This window comes from Pseudomonas sp. AC193 (genome assembly GCF_979258075.1).
Map to the genome: position 1 here is coordinate 2,584,557 of NZ_OZ409832.1, position 16,619 is coordinate 2,601,175.

The window sequence follows — 16,619 nt, forward strand, 5'->3', positions numbered from 1 at the left end:
TTAAGAGCGCCAGACCAGTACAATTGCCGCCAAACTTTACGCGCCCCCTTGGTTGATGCCGGGACTTTCCCGCCTCAGCGCACTTTGACTCGGGCCAAGCGCTCCGGCCGCACCCTCGCTACTCAGAATGCTTCGCAGGAATAACTCTTGATCTCTACAGCTAACATCACGATGCAGTTCGGCGCCAAGCCGCTGTTCGAAAACGTTTCGGTCAAATTCGGCGCGGGCAACCGCTACGGCCTGATCGGCGCCAACGGTTGCGGCAAGTCGACCTTTATGAAAATCCTCGGCGGTGATCTCGATCCGTCCGGTGGTCAGGTCATGCTTGAGCCGAACGTACGCCTGGGTAAGTTGCGTCAGGATCAGTTCGCCTACGAAGAATTCACCGTGATCGACACCGTGATCATGGGTCACGAAGAGCTGTGGAAGGTCAAGGCCGAGCGCGACCGCATCTACTCGCTGCCGGAAATGAGCGAAGAAGACGGCATGGCCGTGGCCGAGCTGGAAACCGAATTCGCCGAGATGGACGGTTACACCGCCGAGTCCCGCGCCGGTGAATTGCTGCTGGGTCTGGGTATCGGCATCGAGCAGCACTTCGGCCCGATGAGCGAAGTGTCGCCAGGCTGGAAGCTGCGTGTGTTGCTGGCTCAGGCACTGTTTTCCGATCCGGAAGTGCTGTTGCTCGACGAACCGACCAACCACCTGGACATCAACACCATTCGCTGGCTGGAAAACATCCTGACCCAGCGTAACAGCCTGATGATCATCATCTCTCACGACCGTCACTTCCTGAACAGCGTGTGCACGCACATGGCTGACCTGGATTACGGCGAGCTGCGCCTGTTCCCGGGCAACTACGACGAGTACATGACCGTGGCGACCCAGTCCCGCGAGCAACTGCTGTCGGACAACGCCAAGAAGAAAGCACAGATTTCCGAGCTGCAATCGTTCGTTAGCCGCTTCTCGGCCAACGCCTCGAAAGCCAAGCAGGCGACCTCCCGTGCCAAGGCGATCGACAAGATCCAACTGGCCGAGGTCAAGCCTTCGAGCCGCGTGAGCCCGTTCATCCGCTTCGATCAGAACAAGAAGCTGCACCGCCAGGCAGTCATCGTCGAGAAGATGGCCAAAGGCTTCGACGGCAAACCCCTGTTCAAAGATTTCAGCTTCCAGGTTGAAGCCGGCGAGCGCGTGGCGATCATCGGCCCGAACGGTATCGGTAAAACCACCCTGCTGCGCACTCTGGTCAACGAACTGACCCCGGATGCCGGTAGCGTCAAGCTGAACCGACGCCGCTGAACTGGGCTACTACGCCCAGGATCACGCGCACGACTTCGAAGACGACGTCACCCTGTTCGACTGGATGGGTCAGTGGACTCAAGGCGAGCAGATGATTCGCGGTACTTTGGGCCGCATGCTGTTCTCCAACGACGAGATCCTCAAGTCGGTCAAAGTGATTTCCGGTGGTGAGCAAGGTCGCATGCTGTTCGGCAAGCTGATTCTGCAAAAGCCGAACGTGCTGATCATGGACGAACCGACCAACCACTTGGACATGGAATCGATCGAGGCGCTGAACCTGGCGCTGGAAAACTACCCGGGCACGCTGGTTTTCGTCAGCCACGACCGTGAGTTCGTATCGTCTTTGGCCACGCGCATTATCGAGCTGAGCCCGGATGGCGTGACTGACTTCAGCGGCACCTACGATGACTACCTGCGTAGTCAGGGTGTGGTGTTTTAAAAGCAGCTGCGAGGTTTGAGCTGCTAGCTGCAAGTTAAAGGCCCTGTCCATGTGACGGGGCTTTTTGTATTCAAGGCCAGGGATTGGCCGGTGCGGACTTCTTCGCGAGCAAGCCCGCTCCCACAGGGGAATGCGTTCCAAAGTGGGAGCGGGCTTGCTCGCGAAGGGGCCGTCAGCAGCGCCATCAATCCAAGGATAAATAGTTAGCCTGCTTCCTTTTATCCCACAGCCACGCCATCATGCGAACTCTCCCACCGCCGCCCGCGAACGAGTCCTCATGTCTGCGCAGCAACTGCCACCGCAAAGCTCCATGGCGATCACCCTGCAGATCGTTTCCATCGTTTTCTATACCTTTATTGCCTTCCTCTGCATCGGTCTGCCGATCGCGGTGTTGCCCGGCTATGTCCACGAACAACTGGGTTTCAGCGCAATCATTGCCGGGCTGGTCATCGGTTCACAGTACTTGGCCACCCTGCTCAGCCGCCCGATGGCCGGGCGCATGTCGGACACCATCGGCACCAAACGGGCGATCGTGTATGGCTTGCTGGGGATTGTGCTAAGTGGCGTGCTCACCCTGATTTCGACGCTGTTGCAGAGTTTTCCACTGACCAGCCTGCTGATTCTGATTCTCGGGCGTTTGCTGTTGGGCGTCGCGCAGGGCCTCATTGGTGTCGGCACGATCAGTTGGTGCATGGGCCAGGTCGGCGTCGAACACACGGCAAAATCGATTGGCTGGAACGGCATCGCCTCGTATGGCGCGATTGCGATTGGCGCGCCGCTGGGCGTGGTTATGGTCGCTGAATACGGCTTCGCCAGCCTCGGAATTGCCCTGTCGGTATTGGCCGCCGGCGCGTTGCTGTTGATCCGCAACAAACCTTCGGTACCGGTGATTCGTGGCGAACGCCTGCCGTTCTGGGCAGTGTTCGGGCGCATTGCCCCGTTCGGCGCGAGCCTGACCTTGGCGTCGATCGGTTACGGCACACTCACCACGTTTATCACGCTTTATTACCTCAACCGTGGTTGGAGTGGCGCGGCGTACTGCCTGACGGTGTTTGGCGTGTGCTTCATTCTGTCGCGACTGCTGTTTATCTCGGCGATCAGTCGTTTCGGCGGTTTTACCTCGGCGATTGCCTGCATGACCATCGAGACTGTGGGATTGGTGATGTTGTGGCTCGCGCCCTCCACCGCGTTCGCCTTGATTGGCGCCGGGTTGGCGGGGTTTGGCCTGTCGCTGGTGTATCCAGCGCTGGGGGTTGAGGCGATCAAGCGCGTGCCGAGTTCCAGCCGAGGTTCGGGGCTGGGGGCTTATGCAGTGTTCTTCGATCTGGCGCTGGCGATTGCCGGGCCGTTGATGGGCGCGGTGGCGTTGAATCTGGGCTATTCGTGGATTTTCTTCAGTGCGGCGCTACTGTCGGTGATCGGGTTGGGGCTGACCCTACTGCTTAAACGCCGAGCAATGGGTTGAATCAAGATCAAAAGATCGCAGCCTTCGGCAGCTCCTACAAGGAATACCCTCTCATGTAGGAGCTGCCGAAGGCTGCGATCTTTTGATCTATCGGGTTATTGATCCGCGGTCTGCATCCCCGCCCGCGTCGGTTTACCCAGCGCATGCGAGAAAAACCGGCCTGCCTCGGAGATCAGGTTGCGGTGAATATCCTCTCGATCCACGCCATCAGCATCGGTACACAACGCCGGCATCGCCATGAGCTGCTCTTCAGTGCACGGCGCCATAAACACAAAGTGCCCTGCTCCGGCCAGCAACTTGAAGTCCGGCGCGGTCGGCAGTTTGCGCGCCAGCGCGGCGGCGTTTTTGTCGAAAGCCACCAGTTTGTCGCCATCACCGCTGTAAAGAAGCACCGGCACGTGCACGTCGGCCAAGGTATGACGGCCGAATTTAAGACTCAGCGGCGCCATTAACAGCAAGGCATGTACGCGCGGATCGGCGACAGGCTGCAAATCATCGCGATCCACAATCAACTCGCCCTTAGTGTTGCAGGCGTCGCGATCGTCAGGACGCTCTTGGCAGTAGCGACGCAAGCGATCCAGATCCGGCTGCGCCCCCGAAAGGATCAGCGCGGTCTCACCGCCTGCCGAATAGCCGATCACCCCGACCTGGTCGGCGTTGACGAATGGCGCAAGCATTGGGTCGCCAAGCGTGGCGGTAATCGCTTCGGATATCTGGATCGGCCGCCCGTAGAGGTTGCTGAGGGTACCGAGCCGGCTGTGATCCTTGGAGTTGTCGCCGGGGTGAATGACCGCTACGACGACGAAGCCTTTACGCGCCAGTGAGGTCGCGAGGTCATGCAATGCGAGCGGCGTCCCGGTGTTGCCATGGGACAACATCAGCATGGGAAAACGGCCAATGGCGATTTTGGTGTCTTCACCCGCCTCGACTGTGTAGCCCTCAATCAGCGCGGTGTGCTCGCGATCGCTGGAAGGATAGAAAGCGATGGCGCGCATCGGTTGCAGATCCAGTGGATCGAGGAACGTCATTTCGTGATAGCCGACGCTCCAGCGTGGATGCAACCCGGGGGCGGCGTGCACTGTATTCAGGCTGCCTAGCAGGCAAATCAGTAACGTTGCACAAAGACGCATCATCGGATGCCCCACCCTGTTGTTACTCAATCGAAAGATCCGCCGTGTTGCGAAGGCCGAAGCGCCGAGGATTCGGCCTTAGGCGATGGCAATACACTCAGACGCTGTTCGTTTAACTGCATAACCCGGGCCAGATTATGTAACAGCCTGAAACAAAAAACTCCGTATTCGGCCCTTGCAGAACCAGAATACAGAGTTTTTTGGGTGTTACCTGAACAACAGCTGTTCTTTACGCAAGCCTTACGCAGCGGCGAACAGTTGCTCGCTGATTTTCGCTTGAGCAGCGGTCATCGCGTTGTTGCGCACTTCGTCTCCGTACGCCAGACCTTCAGCGCGAACGATTTCGATGTCGGTGATGCCGAGGAAACCCAGCACCAGCTTCAAGTAGTCTTCGTGAGCAACGCCGCTCGCTTGACCGGCGTGGATGCCGCCAGCGGTCGACACGATGACGACTTTCTTGCCACCGCACAGGCCTTCAGGGCCGGCTTCGGTGTAACGGAAAGTCTGGCCGGCAACGGCGATGCGGTCGATCCAGGCTTTGAGTTGGGTTGGCACGGTGAAGTTGTACATCGGTGCGGCGATGACGATCGCGTCAGCAGCGATGAACTCGGCCAGGGTGGTCGCGCTCAGGTCGGCTTCGTGCTGTTGTGCGGCGTTGCGCAGTTCAGCGGTGGTGCCGGCGGCAACCAGGGTAGTCGACGAGAAGTGGCTGATGGCGTCAGCGGCCAGGTCGCGGTAAGTGACCACGGCGCTCGGCTCGGCGGCTTGCCAGGCTTTGGTGACTTGGCTGCTCAACTGACGGGAGGCCGAGTTGTCGCCCAGAATGCTCGAATCGATATGCAGCAGTTTCATGCGGAATCTCCTGGAATGCATCGCCTGTGGCGACTGAATGGAGACAATCCTACGCAAGAAACCAATGGATGATTAGCCGCCGACAATGCGATAGTTTGTCCCACTGATAGAACAGTTGGATTTCCCTGATGCAAGATCTCAACGATCTCTACTATTTCGCCAAAGTCGTCGAGGCCGGTGGCTTTGCGGCGGCGGGCCGTTTGCTGGGCATTCCCAAGTCACGACTGTCGCGGCGAATTGCCGAACTCGAAGAGCGACTCGGCGCGCGTCTGCTGCAGCGCACCACACGCCAGCTCAATCTCACTGCGGTCGGCGAGCGTTATCTGCGTCACTGTCAGGCGATGTTGCTGGAAGCGGAAATGGCTGACGAGGCCGTGGCGAGCATGTCCAGCGAGCCACGCGGGCGATTGCGTGTGTCATGCCCTACCGGGTTGGCCCATGAAATGCTGCCGATGGTCATCAGCGACTTTCTTGGCAAATTTCCGCAGGTACAACTGGAAGTGGTGCTGCTCAATCGCCGGGTGGATCTGGTCACCGAAGGGATTGATGTCGCGTTGCGCGTCAGAGAACTGGGTGACGAAGATCCATTGCTGGTGACTCGACGATTGCGTCAGGCGCAAATGGTGGTGATCGCCAGCCCGGCTTTTCTTGAAGGCAAGACGATCGAACATCCGCAAGACCTGAAAAATCTGCCGGTGCTCGGCGCGCTGGAAGCTGATCGCATGGTGCATGTGCGCTTGCTCGATCAACACGGCAAGAGCTTCGAGCTGAGTATGGAGGCACGGCTGGGGATTGACGATTTTGTGGTGCGCAAGGCCTGCGTACTGGCCGGTCAGGGCTTTACGCTGTTGCCGATGATGTATTGCGAAAGCGAACTGGAAAACGGCACGCTGGTGCAGATGCTGCCGGAGTGGTCGCTGCCAGGCGGCTGGCTGCAAGCGGTGTACCCGCATCGTCGCGGGGTGATGCCGGCGGTGCGCGCGTGGATCGATCATCTGGTCGAGTCGTTCAATGCCTGTGGGGAGCGGTTGCTATGACGAAAGGAAAAATGAGCGAAGCGGACGTCGCCGCGTTTTGCCTGGGCCTGCCCGGTGCTCGGGAAGATTACAAATGGGGCGGCGTGCGCGTGTTCTCGATTGCCGGCAACAAGATGTTTGCCTTGCAGGGACTGCGCGGTGATTCGTTGGCGTTCAAGGTCGACAAGGATCTGTTCCTCGGCCATTGCGACCGCCCGGGAATTCACCCGGCGCCGTATCTGGCGCGGGCGCAGTGGATCATCATGCACCCGCCCTACCCGCTGGGCGCTGAGGAGTTGCGCGGATTGTTGCAGCGCTCGCACCAGTTGGTAGTAAGCAAACTGCCCAAGAAAACCCAGATCGGCCTACTGCTGTAAACCCAATCCCCCGTAGGAGCTGCCGAAGGCTGCGATCTTTGGACTTTGATATTAAAAAAGCAAAATCAAAAGATCGCAGCCTTCGGCAGCTCCTACAGGGGGGAGTCGGTATTTGTTTAGAACAGGGCCAGCAGGTTCGAGCCGAGGAATATCTGGTCGATCCAGAACACCTGGTGCAGCGCAACGATCACCCAGAACAGCACCTGAAACGACACCTTGCGCGTCTTGTGCCGAAACACTTGCTGGGCGATCAACGCACCCGGCCAGCCGCCGGCCAGTTCCACCGCGTGAAGGATGTTCTCCGGCGTGCGCCAGGCATCGGCGCGGGCCTTGCGTTTATCTGCCCAGTACAGAAAAAACGCCAGCACGCTGACAATGCCGTACGCCGCCAATGGCACCAGCGAAATCCCGCGCACCCACATCGACAACGAGCCGAACAACGGCAACGCGAGAACGATCAGCAGCACCACCAGTTTCAATTTCAGATGCTGAATGTTGCCGCCCGAAGGTCGCCCTTCCGGCCGGCGTGCGCGGGAATCACTCATGGTTTGGCTGCCGACCAGTCCACCCAGCCAAACTGCCAGGTCGCCAGAATCACCAGACCGAAGACGATCCGGTACCAGGCGAACGCCGCATAGCTGTGGCTGGCGATGAACTTGAGCAAACCTTTCACCGCGATCATGGCAAAGATGAAAGCGGTGACAAAACCAATGGCGAACACTGGAAAGTCCGCCGGCACAAACAAGTGGCGGTACTTGAAGCCCGAGTAAACCGCTGCACCGACCATGGTTGGCATGGCGAGGAAGAACGAGAACTCGGTTGCGGTTTTGCGCGACAGACCGAAAAGCAAACCACCGATGATCGTCGAGCCGGAGCGCGAAGTCCCTGGAATCATTGCCAGACATTGGGCGAAACCGATTTTCAAGGCGTCCGTCCAGCGAATCTCATCGACCGTTTCGGCATGCACTTCATGCTGACGCTTTTCCGCCCACAACATGATGATGCCGCCAATGACCAGAGCCGCCGCAACGGTGATCGGGTTGAACAGGTACTCGTGGATCAGGTCGGCAAAAATCACCCCCAATACCACTGCCGGCAAGAAAGCGATCAGCAGATTAGCGGTAAAACGCCGCGCGCTCGGCTGGGTCGGTAAACCGATGACCACGTCGAGAATCTTGCGGCGAAACTCCCAGACCACCGCGAGGATCGCGCCGAGCTGGATGATGATATTGAACGCCATGGCCCGTTCGCCGCCGAAGTTGAGCAAATCGGCAACGATGATCTGGTGTCCGGTACTGGAAATGGGCAAAAACTCCGTGAGCCCCTCTACAACTCCAAGTATCAGTGCCTGCAAGGCGGTCCAAAGATCCATCAATCCCCCAAAGAGCGATGCACGACGGCATGCCCCGATAGTATTTTTCTTACGTTCACTGCGATCAGCGTAGCTGTTTATGGCTGTACCGATTCCGCGCGCACAGGATCCACACGAAATGGTCAAAATTCCGTGAAATATCAACTTGGATTCAGGTTTTTACGCGCGGGGCCGAAATCCTATCAGACAAGCCGTAAAAGCGCTGCCGTGTTATACGACTTGGGTCGCGTAGGCCGCATCACCGAATCGTGGTTGGATGCTGGCGATGGTTTATGACAATAAAAAGAACCCGGAGTGACAGCGTTATGAACAGCTTGCGCAGTGTGTCGATCAGCCGACGCTTGTGGCTCATCTTGGTGGTAGCGGTGGTGATGTTGTTGACCTTGGGCGCCTTGATGCTCAAGCAGATCCACGCCGATCTCTATCATGCCAAAGCCCAGAAAACCCAGCATGTGGTGCAAACCGCCAGCGGCCTGCTGACCTATTACCACGACCTGGAAACCGCCGGCACCCTGAGCAAAGAGGCTGCGCAGAAGCAGGCGCTGACTGCGATCCGCGGCCTGCGCTATGACCAGAACGACTATTTCTGGATAAACGACCTCACGCCCGTGATGGTCATGCACCCCACCAACCCCAAACTTGAAGGCCAGAACCTTTCGGCAATTCGCGATCCGGACGGTTTTGCGGTGTTTAACGAGATGGTCGCCATCGCCAAAGCCAAGGGCGCCGGCATGGTGGATTACCGTTGGCCAAAACCCGGTGCCAGCGAACCTGTGGCCAAGACCTCCTACGTCAAACTGTTCGAGCCGTGGGGCTGGGTACTTGGCTCCGGCGTGTATATCGACGACGTACAGGCCGAATTTCAGGGCCAGGTGATCAAAGCCTCGGCGATTGGTCTGGCGATCGCCGTGATCATGGCGCTGCTGGTGATTCTGATTGCGCGCAGCATCGTGCGGCCGTTGCAGGAAACCGTGAACGCCATGGCCAACATCGCCAGCGGCGAAAGCGACCTGACTCGCAGTCTCGATACCCACGGTCAGGACGAAGTCACTGAGCTGGCGCACCACTTCAACGCCTTCACGGCCAAGCTGCGTAGGGTGATCGGCGACTTGCAGGTCTCGGCCAGTGCGCTGGGCGTGTCGTCCAGCGAACTGGGCAACGATGCCTCGCAGGCGCAGCAACGCAGTCAGCAGCAATCGCAGCAAATGGAGTTGGTGGCCACCGCGATCAACGAGGTGACCTACGGCGTGCAGGACGTGGCGAAAAACGCCGAGCACGCGGCCGCGGAAATGCGCGACGCCGAAGCGCAGGCACAACAGGGACAGATCAATATCGATGGCAGCTTGCAACAGATCGACAAACTGTCGGGGACGATTGGTCAGGCGGTTGAAGTGATTCGCACATTGGCTGCTGAAAGCACGCAGATTGGTAGTGTGCTGGAAGTGATTCGTTCGATTGCCGAGCAGACCAATCTACTCGCGCTCAACGCTGCTATCGAAGCGGCGCGTGCTGGCGAACAGGGTCGCGGTTTTGCGGTGGTGGCGGATGAGGTTCGATTGCTCGCGCAACGGACGCAGAAGTCGACGGCGGAAATTCAGACGATGATTGAGCGTTTGCAGAATCATTCCGAAGCCGCCGTTAAGGTGATTGGCGACAGCAGCAAGGCTTCGCAGCTGACCATTGAGCAAGCAGGACTGGCCGGGGCCAGTTTGAGTGCGATTGGCCAGGCACTGCGCAATCTCAACGGTTTGAATGCGTCGATCGCCAGCGCCACGCTGCAGCAGGCGCATGTGGTTGAGGACATCAACCAGAACGTGACCCAAGCAGCCGGGCTATCGCACAGCACGGCGTTGGCGGCGGAACAGTCGAGTGTGGCCAGCGTACGGCTTGCGCAACTCAGCGAACAGCTGAACGGCTTGCTGCGCCAATTCCGCGTTTGACGCATTTCACTGTGGGAGCGGGCTTGCTCGCGAAGGCGTCCTGTCAGTCACCTCTTACTTGACTGATACAGCGCTTTCGCGAGCAAGCCCGCTCCCACAGGTTTTTGGTGGTGTGCCAGTTGATTGTGTGAACCTCATTCGAGAGGTTTTGGTTACAATCCGCCCCCTCTTCAACTCCCCCAAGGAAGACTCATGTCCGGGCTCGAACTGTTTGCCGCCGCTCTCGGTGTGATTGCCGTGTGGCTGACGGTTAAACAGAATCCGCTGTGCTGGCCGATCGGGCTGGTCATGGTGTTGCTCTACAGCTGGATCTTCTTTGAGGTGAAGCTGTATTCGGACATGTTGCTGCAAGTGATCTATGCCGCCCTGCAAGTCTACGGCTGGTGGCAGTGGACGCGGGCCGGGACGATGCATGACGGGCGTCAGGTCACCCGCCTCGATCAGCGTTCGATTCTGTTGGGGCTGGGTGTCGGCGCGGTTGGCAGTTTGTTGCTGGGCGCGGCGATGGCGCACTGGACGGATGCTGCGCAACCTTGGCTCGACGCTGCGCTCACCGGTTTTAGCCTGGTCGCGCAGTTGTGGATGGCGCAGAAACGTCTGCAATGCTGGGCGCTGTGGTTTGTGCTGGATGTGATCTTCGTCGGGTTGTTCATCTATAAAGGCCTGTACCTCACCGCTGCGCTGTACGCCTTGTTCACCCTGATTGCGGTGCAAGGCTGGCGCGAATGGCGGGCGGATCCGGCGTTGCGCACATGAAAGTCGTGGTGCTCACCGGCCCTGAATCGACGGGCAAGAGCTGGCTCGCTGCCGGCCTGCAAAAGCAGTTTGGCGGGGTTCGGGTGGATGAGTACGTGCGCCGGTTCATCGAAGAGAATCCGCGCGATACTTGTCTGGCTGACATTCCCGCGATCGCCCGTGGCCAGTTGCAATGGGAAGACGAGGCACGCGCGCAGCGGCCAGCGCTGCTGATTCTCGACACCCACTTGTTGAGCAATATCCTCTGGAGTCAGACGCTGTTCGGTGATTGTCCGGACTGGCTGGAGCCCGAGCTATTGGCGCGGCATTACGATTTGCACCTGTTGCTGTCCCCTGAGCAGATCGACTGGACGGATGACGGTCAGCGCTGCCAACCGGATCTGCAGGAACGTCTGGCGTTCTTTCGAGCCACACAAAACTGGCTGGAAAAACACCGGCAGCCCTTTCAAATCATTCAAGGCAACTGGGCCGAGCGACAGGCGCAAGCCGTAGCCGCGGTCGCACATCTATTGGCTGAGTGATCAGCGACGTGGGGCTTTTGCCCCACCAATTTCCCCTGTTCTGGGGCAATTGTGTCCGTTTCTGAAACACTCGCCCGAGTGCAAAGTGGCCGTTTCAACGCCCTTCATCGTTTTGTCATGCCGCTTGTTACGTTGATGAAACACATCCCCGCAAACCCTTGTTCCAGAGCTTTGTTCAGCGAACAGACAGGTCTTCTGGCCAAGCACTGTTTCAGCGATGAAACATCACGTGTTTCAGCCCTGCGAACTTTTCCGATAACCCATTGAAAAACCGTCTGTTTTAAAAAGCGGCACAGCTTTCGCTCTCTCCTTCCCAACGCTGACTAGGGCCAGCCCACTGAAGAAGGAATTGCCGCCGTGGGGAATATCAAAAAAGGCTTCACCTGCCTGGTGCTGATCGGATCTGCAGCCAGCACATTCATCAGTTTTTACGCTCAGGCCGAAGGCAACGGCGTGATTGTGCTCAATCGCGATGTCCAGGTTCATTCGATCGGCCGCGAGAGGGGCAAAGACCCCTACCCAACCACCGTCAATGCCAACCCTTCGGCGCGAGTCGTTCAGGCCGTGAACAGCGGTGAACTCAGCGATGGCGAGTTTGCCAGCGTCGCCAGCGGTTCCTCCATCAGCGGCACCATCATGAATCAAAACGGTGCGCTGCCCGGTACCAACGTCATCACCAACCCCAACGGGTTGCCCGGTATGAGTGCCGGTCACGGTGGCGGCAGCGGCGGCAGCATTTCCAACACCATCAATCGCTCTCTGAGCACCGGTCTCGCCCCGCTAACCCGCATGGCTGGAGGCCAATGAGATGAATCGCACTCTACTCATTCTGGCCCTGCTCAGCTGCACCAGCGCCATGGCCGACTCCAGCAACAACAACGCAGACATTCAGAACACCGGCATCCAATACAAAGGTAACTACAACGTTAACCAGGCCGCCGGCGACCAGATGCAACAAACCAACACCAAAGCGATCGCCATCGGCACCAGTGCCAGCGCATCGACCAGCGTGATTCAGCGCATCGACACCCCGGCCGAACGCTCGGCCAATGCCAGCGCGAACATCGGCGGCAACTCTTTCAGTAATGGTAACGGGATTCTGGGCGTGAACCAGGGTGCCGGGGCCAACAACCAAATGGCCAACGTGACGCGCGTCAGCATCAGTGCTGCCCCGCAGAGCGTTGACGATAGCGCCCTTTCGCAACAGAACGTGGCGTTGTTACCGAGCTCAGGAGCAACTGGTACCTCAATCGGCAGCCGCCAGGTCACGACAAGTGATCAGGCCTTCACCGGCAGCCGCGGGGTAATCCAGGTGAACCAGAGTGCCGGGGTGGGGAACCGAATGGCTAACACCCTGAGCATCCGGGTCGCAGACTGACCCATATAAAAAGCAGTGCAATTAGAAAGTACCAACACTTAACCAACTAATAAGCACGGAGAAACACCATGAAAACTACAATGGCTCTCAAACCACTGGTTTTCGCACTTGCAGCAGTAATGGCAATGGCGGCTCAAGCAGGCGGCAATGATCATGGTAACAATGGCGGTCATGGTCACAACCCTCCTCCACCAAAAGGCCCAACCCTGGAAGAACTCCTGCAAATCGGTGCCGGCGCTGGGGCTGCCGTACTCGATGCGCAAGACAGTAACAGCAACATCGTTATCAACCAGGGCACTAAAAACAATGCCACTGTCGATAACTCGGCGAACGGTTCCAACGGCAACCTGGGCATGAACAACACCGCCGGCGACGGCAACCAACAAGACAACGCTGCTGCATTGGCCACTGCTGACGAAAGCTTCATCTTCGGCTCGGCGGTCGCTGTCTCCAGCGCTACCCAGGTTAACAGCGGCAACACCGTTGCCAATGCTTCGACCACCAACAATGCAAGCTTGAACAACGTCGGCAATGCTGGTTCCGGCAACATCGGTATCAACAACAGTGCTGGCAACTTCAACCAACAGAAAAACAACCTCGCCATTGCAGTGTCGGGTGGTCGTGTAGCGAATGCTGCTGCAGCGGCTAACCAGACTTCCACCGGTCTGACGGTTGGTAACGCCGGTACTCAAACCTACAAAACCACTACGCTCACTGGCACAGTTGCCGCTCTCGGCGCCTTCGGCGCAGTCGGCGAAGCAACCATCAAAGGTGATAGCGGTCACGGCGGTGGCGGCTATGACGACAAAGGCCACGGCGGCAGCGGTGGTAGCAAAGATCAGAAAGCTACCTTCGAAGCTGTGGGTGTCTTCGGTCTGGCTGGCGTAACCACTCAACAAGTGATGACTCCAGACGGCTGGAAAAACCCTGTGACCAACAATGCCACCCTGAGCAACGTTGGCAACAACTTCTCCGGCAACGCTGGTTTCAACAACGCCGCCGGTGTTGGCAACCAACAAAGCAACTCGCTGTCCATCGCCGCAGGTTGCAAAGCCTGCATGTAATCGCGATCGAACTGAAAGCCCCGGCAACGGGGCTTTTCCTTCAGTCCGCCAAGGCGTATCGATCATGCGTAAAACTGCCCTTATCGCTTTGCTTTGCCTGTCTGGCTTGAGCCAGGCCGCGCAAATGCCAGTGGCCGCCCTCCCCGGTGGCGTACTCATTTACAAGGATGTGCAGAGCATTCGTGAGCGCAAGTTTGCCGACATCGTCGAACAGAAAACCGACTTCAGCTGCGGCGCTGCTGCACTGGCGACGGTGTTACGCCAGGCCTATTGGCTCGACGTCGATGAGGAGCACATCATCAAAGGCATGCTGGTCAACGCTGACCAGGACCTTGTTCGTACTCAAGGTTTTTCCATGCTCGACATGAAGCGCTACATAGAAAGCATCGGCATGCGTGCCAGGGGCTACAAGATTCCACCGGAGAAGCTTGATGCTGTAACGATCCCGGTGGTGGTACTGATGGAAATTCGCGGCTACAAGCATTTCGTCGTGCTACAGCGTTCGGATAAGGATTGGGTTTATATCGGAGACCCGGTGCTGGGACACAAACGCTACAAACATGATGATTTTGTCAAAGGTTGGAACGGCATCGTCTTCGCCATTGTGGGCCCCGGTTATGACAAGGCAAACGCCTTGCGCAGCCCACCGGTACCGCTGACCGCGAAGAACAAGCTGGATGGCTTCAACCCTGTCAAAGATGCTGAATTGATGGACTTCGGATTCATTCAGAGCGACTTCTTCTAATCGCCGCTTATAAAAAAATGGGACTGGATGTCCCGGGAGCAGCAGATGAAAACCTCATACTGGCTGGCCGCCGCCTGCCTGGCCGCGAGTGCGTCAGGCTATGCCAATGCAGGATTTAAACCCATCGAAATAAAGGATCAAGAGCTCTCTGAGCTGCGTGGTCGGTATGTGATGCCGGGGCGGATTATCAGCTTCGGCATTGTTATGAGCAGTACCTGGCGCAACGCCAGTGGCGATCTGATCGGTGCAGCCGCCTCGATGCAGATTCAGCAGTCCACGATCAAACCCGAATTCTATGTTTCGACCATCAAAGAGGCCGGCAATATCGTCAACTCGGCGCAGAACGCCGTCGCCAGCGCCAGTAATGGCGACGCTGCCACCCCGGTCACAACAGCAAGGCACCGGCACTATCGTCGGTGGCGCAGCGCTCAACACCAGCCAAGGCGTAACGCAAAGCGTGCGCGCCGCTGGTGATAGTAATACGGCTTATAACAATGTTGCGATCAACGTCAAAGAAGCCAGTCAGGCGCCCGCCATCACGCCTTCCCAGGGCCAGGCCCTGATCGCAGGCCAGACCATCACCGGCAGCAACGCCGCGGGTAATGTCGCGGTTTCCGCTACCGGCGGTGGCGTGCAAATGGCAATTCAGGCCAGCGGCAATCAGGGCACCGCCCTGCAACAGGTTGCCCAGAGCGGGCTGCTGCAGAACACCCGTTTGCTGGGCAGTTCGAACGTGGTCAATAACATGACTCAACTCAACGTTGTGTTGAACAATAACGGCATGAGTGCCGGCGCACTGGATTGCAACCTGACTCAACTCAGGGCCCTACGCAACATAGGATATTGAACTACGCTGAGTCTCGATCATTGGGCTTAAAGGGACGGCTTTTTCATGTATCGATCAGTATCACTGCGTGCTGCTGTATGTCTGAGTACGCTTCTCCCGGCGGCAATGTTGCAAGCTGCACCTGACGCCGATGTAGAAGCGCTAAAACAAGAACTGATGGAACTCAAGCAACGATACGAAGTGCAACAAAAAGCCCTGGCGGTCCTTGAACAACGTGTCCGCCAGGTCGAAGACCAACCCGCTGCGCCGCAACCCAAACGCCTGGTCAAATCGCCGGCAGACCTCAGAACTCAAAAAGTGGCGGCCGCAACAGGGACTGGTGCAGCAGCAGCGTCGGGGGGCGCAGCCGGTGGGGGCACGGGCAGTTCTTATGGCCAATCGCTGGCCGATGATTCGCAGCCCGCACAATCGGTGTCCAACCTGTACGACGAGGCCAGCGGCTTCTTCGGTGGCGGTCGTTTCAGCGTTGAAACCGGTATCACCTATTCGCGTTACGACACTCGTCAACTGGCGCTCAATGGCTTCCTGGCGCTGGATTCAATCTTTCTCGGCAGCATCAACCTTGACCGGATCAAGGCTGATACCTGACCCTCGACCTGACGGCACGCTACAACTACAACAACCGTTGGCAGTTCGATATCAACGCTCCAGTCATTTACCGCGACTCGACTTACCAGTCCGGCGGCGCGCAAGGCGGCGCATCGGGCGCCCTCAGTGAACAGGATGTCACTCAGGATCCGACCCTGGGCGATGTCAACGCAGGTATTGCCTACAAATTCCTCGACGAATCGCCGAACCTGCCGGATGCGGTGGTGACGTTGCGCGTAAAAGCGCCAACCGGCAAAGACCCGTTCGGGATCAAGCTGCGCCAGGCCCCGGGCGACAACACCAACCTCTTCGTGCCTGACAGCCTGCCAACCGGTAACGGTGTCTGGTCGATCACGCCGGGCATCTCGCTGGTGAAAACCTTCGACCCTGCCGTGCTCTTTGGTAGCTTGTCCTACACCCACAACTTCGAAGATTCGTTTGACGACATCAGTCCACGGGTCAACGAGAAAATTGGCGGTAAAGTGCAACTGGGCGACAGCTTCCAGATCGGTGCCGGTGTAGCGTTCGCATTGAACGAGAAGATGAGTATGTCGTTCTCGGTCTCCGACCTGGTGCAACGCAAGAGCAAGATCAAACAGGATGGCGGCGATTGGGAGTCGGTTGTCTCAAGTGACGCCAACGCCGGTTACTTCAACATCGGTATGACCATTGCGGCCACCGACAACTTGACGATCGTGCCTAACCTGTCCATCGGCATGACCGAAGATGCGCCGGACTTTTCCTTCAGCCTGAAATTCCCGTATTACTTCTAACGCAAAAGATCGCAGCCTGCGGCAGCTCCTACAGGGTTATCCCAATGTAGGAGCTGCCGC

Annotated in this window: 14 protein-coding genes and 3 pseudogenes; 13 read left to right on the forward strand and 4 right to left on the reverse strand. The window is 58.0% G+C overall.

Features of this window, described 5'->3' with window-relative positions:
• The first annotated feature begins 147 nt into the window (after positions 1-147).
• Together ACZZ0D_RS11605 and ACZZ0D_RS11610 are read left to right on the forward strand one after the other, a co-directional pair.
• A pseudogene (locus ACZZ0D_RS11605) lies at positions 148-1,735 on the forward strand (ABC-F family ATPase).
• A 277-nt stretch (positions 1,736-2,012) separates the two neighbouring features.
• Positions 2,013-3,200, forward strand: a complete 1,188-nt coding sequence (locus ACZZ0D_RS11610) for an MFS transporter (protein WP_400646916.1) — start codon at positions 2,013-2,015, stop codon at positions 3,198-3,200.
• Between the two features lie 95 nt (positions 3,201-3,295).
• On the opposite strand, the gene ACZZ0D_RS11615 is transcribed toward ACZZ0D_RS11610, so the two are convergent.
• Positions 3,296-4,333, reverse strand: coding sequence for an alpha/beta hydrolase family protein (locus ACZZ0D_RS11615; protein WP_159811354.1), 1,038 nt, complete (start codon positions 4,331-4,333; stop codon positions 3,296-3,298).
• A gap of 237 nt (positions 4,334-4,570) precedes the next feature.
• A complete protein-coding gene (locus ACZZ0D_RS11620; protein WP_053119839.1) occupies positions 4,571-5,182 on the reverse strand; it encodes an FMN-dependent NADH-azoreductase in 612 nt (203 codons plus the stop codon).
• Positions 5,183-5,310: 128 nt separating this feature from the next.
• On the opposite strand from ACZZ0D_RS11620, the gene ACZZ0D_RS11625 reads away from it, so the two are divergent.
• Both ACZZ0D_RS11625 and ACZZ0D_RS11630 read left to right on the forward strand, forming a co-directional pair.
• Positions 5,311-6,219 carry a LysR substrate-binding domain-containing protein gene (locus ACZZ0D_RS11625; protein ID WP_159811355.1) on the forward strand — a complete coding sequence of 303 codons (909 nt, stop codon included), beginning with the start codon at positions 5,311-5,313 and terminating at the stop codon, positions 6,217-6,219.
• Positions 6,216-6,575, forward strand: a complete 360-nt coding sequence (locus ACZZ0D_RS11630) for an MmcQ/YjbR family DNA-binding protein (protein ID WP_159811356.1) — start codon at positions 6,216-6,218, stop codon at positions 6,573-6,575. The genes ACZZ0D_RS11625 and ACZZ0D_RS11630 overlap by 4 nt, the downstream gene beginning before the upstream one ends.
• A gap of 116 nt (positions 6,576-6,691) precedes the next feature.
• Here the strand turns inward: ACZZ0D_RS11630 and ACZZ0D_RS11635 are convergent, their stop codons facing one another.
• Together ACZZ0D_RS11635 and ACZZ0D_RS11640 are read right to left on the reverse strand one after the other, a co-directional pair.
• Positions 6,692-7,120 carry a DUF1294 domain-containing protein gene (locus ACZZ0D_RS11635; RefSeq protein ID WP_463553304.1) on the reverse strand — a complete coding sequence of 143 codons (429 nt, stop codon included), beginning with the start codon at positions 7,118-7,120 and terminating at the stop codon, positions 6,692-6,694.
• Entirely contained in the window at positions 7,117-7,947 is an 831-nt protein-coding gene (locus ACZZ0D_RS11640; protein ID WP_282357602.1) for an undecaprenyl-diphosphate phosphatase, read from the reverse strand. Before ACZZ0D_RS11640 ends, ACZZ0D_RS11635 begins: the two co-directional genes overlap by 4 nt.
• Positions 7,948-8,252: 305 nt before the next feature.
• On the opposite strand from ACZZ0D_RS11640, the gene ACZZ0D_RS11645 reads away from it, so the two are divergent.
• The 9 genes and pseudogenes from ACZZ0D_RS11645 (at position 8,253) to ACZZ0D_RS11685 (ending at position 16,559) form a co-directional block, all read left to right on the forward strand.
• Positions 8,253-9,887, forward strand: a complete 1,635-nt coding sequence (locus tag ACZZ0D_RS11645; protein ID WP_463553305.1) for a methyl-accepting chemotaxis protein — start codon at positions 8,253-8,255, stop codon at positions 9,885-9,887.
• 192 nt (positions 9,888-10,079) lie between these two features.
• A complete protein-coding gene (pnuC, locus tag ACZZ0D_RS11650) occupies positions 10,080-10,643 on the forward strand; it encodes a nicotinamide riboside transporter PnuC (protein ID WP_159811360.1) in 564 nt (187 codons plus the stop codon).
• Positions 10,640-11,164: an AAA family ATPase gene (locus tag ACZZ0D_RS11655; RefSeq protein ID WP_463554800.1), complete on the forward strand. Its 525-nt coding sequence runs from the start codon at positions 10,640-10,642 to the stop codon at positions 11,162-11,164. The genes pnuC and ACZZ0D_RS11655 overlap by 4 nt, the downstream gene beginning before the upstream one ends.
• A gap of 357 nt (positions 11,165-11,521) precedes the next feature.
• Positions 11,522-11,971: a hypothetical protein gene (locus ACZZ0D_RS11660; protein WP_463553306.1), complete on the forward strand. Its 450-nt coding sequence runs from the start codon at positions 11,522-11,524 to the stop codon at positions 11,969-11,971.
• A gap of 1 nt (position 11,972) precedes the next feature.
• Entirely contained in the window at positions 11,973-12,542 is a 570-nt protein-coding gene (locus ACZZ0D_RS11665; RefSeq protein ID WP_282357597.1) for an adhesin, read from the forward strand.
• A 68-nt stretch (positions 12,543-12,610) separates the two neighbouring features.
• Entirely contained in the window at positions 12,611-13,606 is a 996-nt protein-coding gene (locus tag ACZZ0D_RS11670) for a heme utilization protein (RefSeq protein ID WP_463553307.1), read from the forward strand.
• Between the two features lie 64 nt (positions 13,607-13,670).
• The gene (locus ACZZ0D_RS11675; RefSeq protein WP_053119820.1) at positions 13,671-14,351 is read left to right on the forward strand and encodes a C39 family peptidase; all 681 of its coding nucleotides are present in this window, start codon (positions 13,671-13,673) and stop codon (positions 14,349-14,351) included.
• Positions 14,352-14,378: 27 nt separating this feature from the next.
• Positions 14,379-15,198 (forward strand): annotated as a pseudogene (locus ACZZ0D_RS11680) (hypothetical protein).
• A gap of 45 nt (positions 15,199-15,243) precedes the next feature.
• Positions 15,244-16,559: pseudogene (locus ACZZ0D_RS11685) on the forward strand (hypothetical protein).
• Positions 16,560-16,619 lie beyond the last annotated feature (60 nt).

Bases quoted from the DNA above. Each gene is read 5' to 3' on its own strand.
- ACZZ0D_RS11610 (WP_400646916.1), top strand. From the start codon at position 2,013: ATGTCTGCGCAGCAACTGCCACCGCAAAGCTCCATGGCGATCACCCTG.
- ACZZ0D_RS11615 (WP_159811354.1), bottom strand. From the start codon at position 4,333: ATGATGCGTCTTTGTGCAACGTTACTGATTTGCCTGCTAGGCAGCCTG.
- ACZZ0D_RS11620 (WP_053119839.1), bottom strand. From the start codon at position 5,182: ATGAAACTGCTGCATATCGATTCGAGCATTCTGGGCGACAACTCGGCC.
- ACZZ0D_RS11625 (WP_159811355.1), top strand. From the start codon at position 5,311: ATGCAAGATCTCAACGATCTCTACTATTTCGCCAAAGTCGTCGAGGCC.
- ACZZ0D_RS11630 (WP_159811356.1), top strand. From the start codon at position 6,216: ATGACGAAAGGAAAAATGAGCGAAGCGGACGTCGCCGCGTTTTGCCTG.
- ACZZ0D_RS11635 (WP_463553304.1), bottom strand. From the start codon at position 7,120: ATGAGTGATTCCCGCGCACGCCGGCCGGAAGGGCGACCTTCGGGCGGC.
- ACZZ0D_RS11640 (WP_282357602.1), bottom strand. From the start codon at position 7,947: ATGGATCTTTGGACCGCCTTGCAGGCACTGATACTTGGAGTTGTAGAG.
- ACZZ0D_RS11645 (WP_463553305.1), top strand. From the start codon at position 8,253: ATGAACAGCTTGCGCAGTGTGTCGATCAGCCGACGCTTGTGGCTCATC.
- pnuC (WP_159811360.1), top strand. From the start codon at position 10,080: ATGTCCGGGCTCGAACTGTTTGCCGCCGCTCTCGGTGTGATTGCCGTG.
- ACZZ0D_RS11655 (WP_463554800.1), top strand. From the start codon at position 10,640: ATGAAAGTCGTGGTGCTCACCGGCCCTGAATCGACGGGCAAGAGCTGG.
- ACZZ0D_RS11665 (WP_282357597.1), top strand. From the start codon at position 11,973: ATGAATCGCACTCTACTCATTCTGGCCCTGCTCAGCTGCACCAGCGCC.
- ACZZ0D_RS11670 (WP_463553307.1), top strand. From the start codon at position 12,611: ATGAAAACTACAATGGCTCTCAAACCACTGGTTTTCGCACTTGCAGCA.
- ACZZ0D_RS11675 (WP_053119820.1), top strand. From the start codon at position 13,671: ATGCGTAAAACTGCCCTTATCGCTTTGCTTTGCCTGTCTGGCTTGAGC.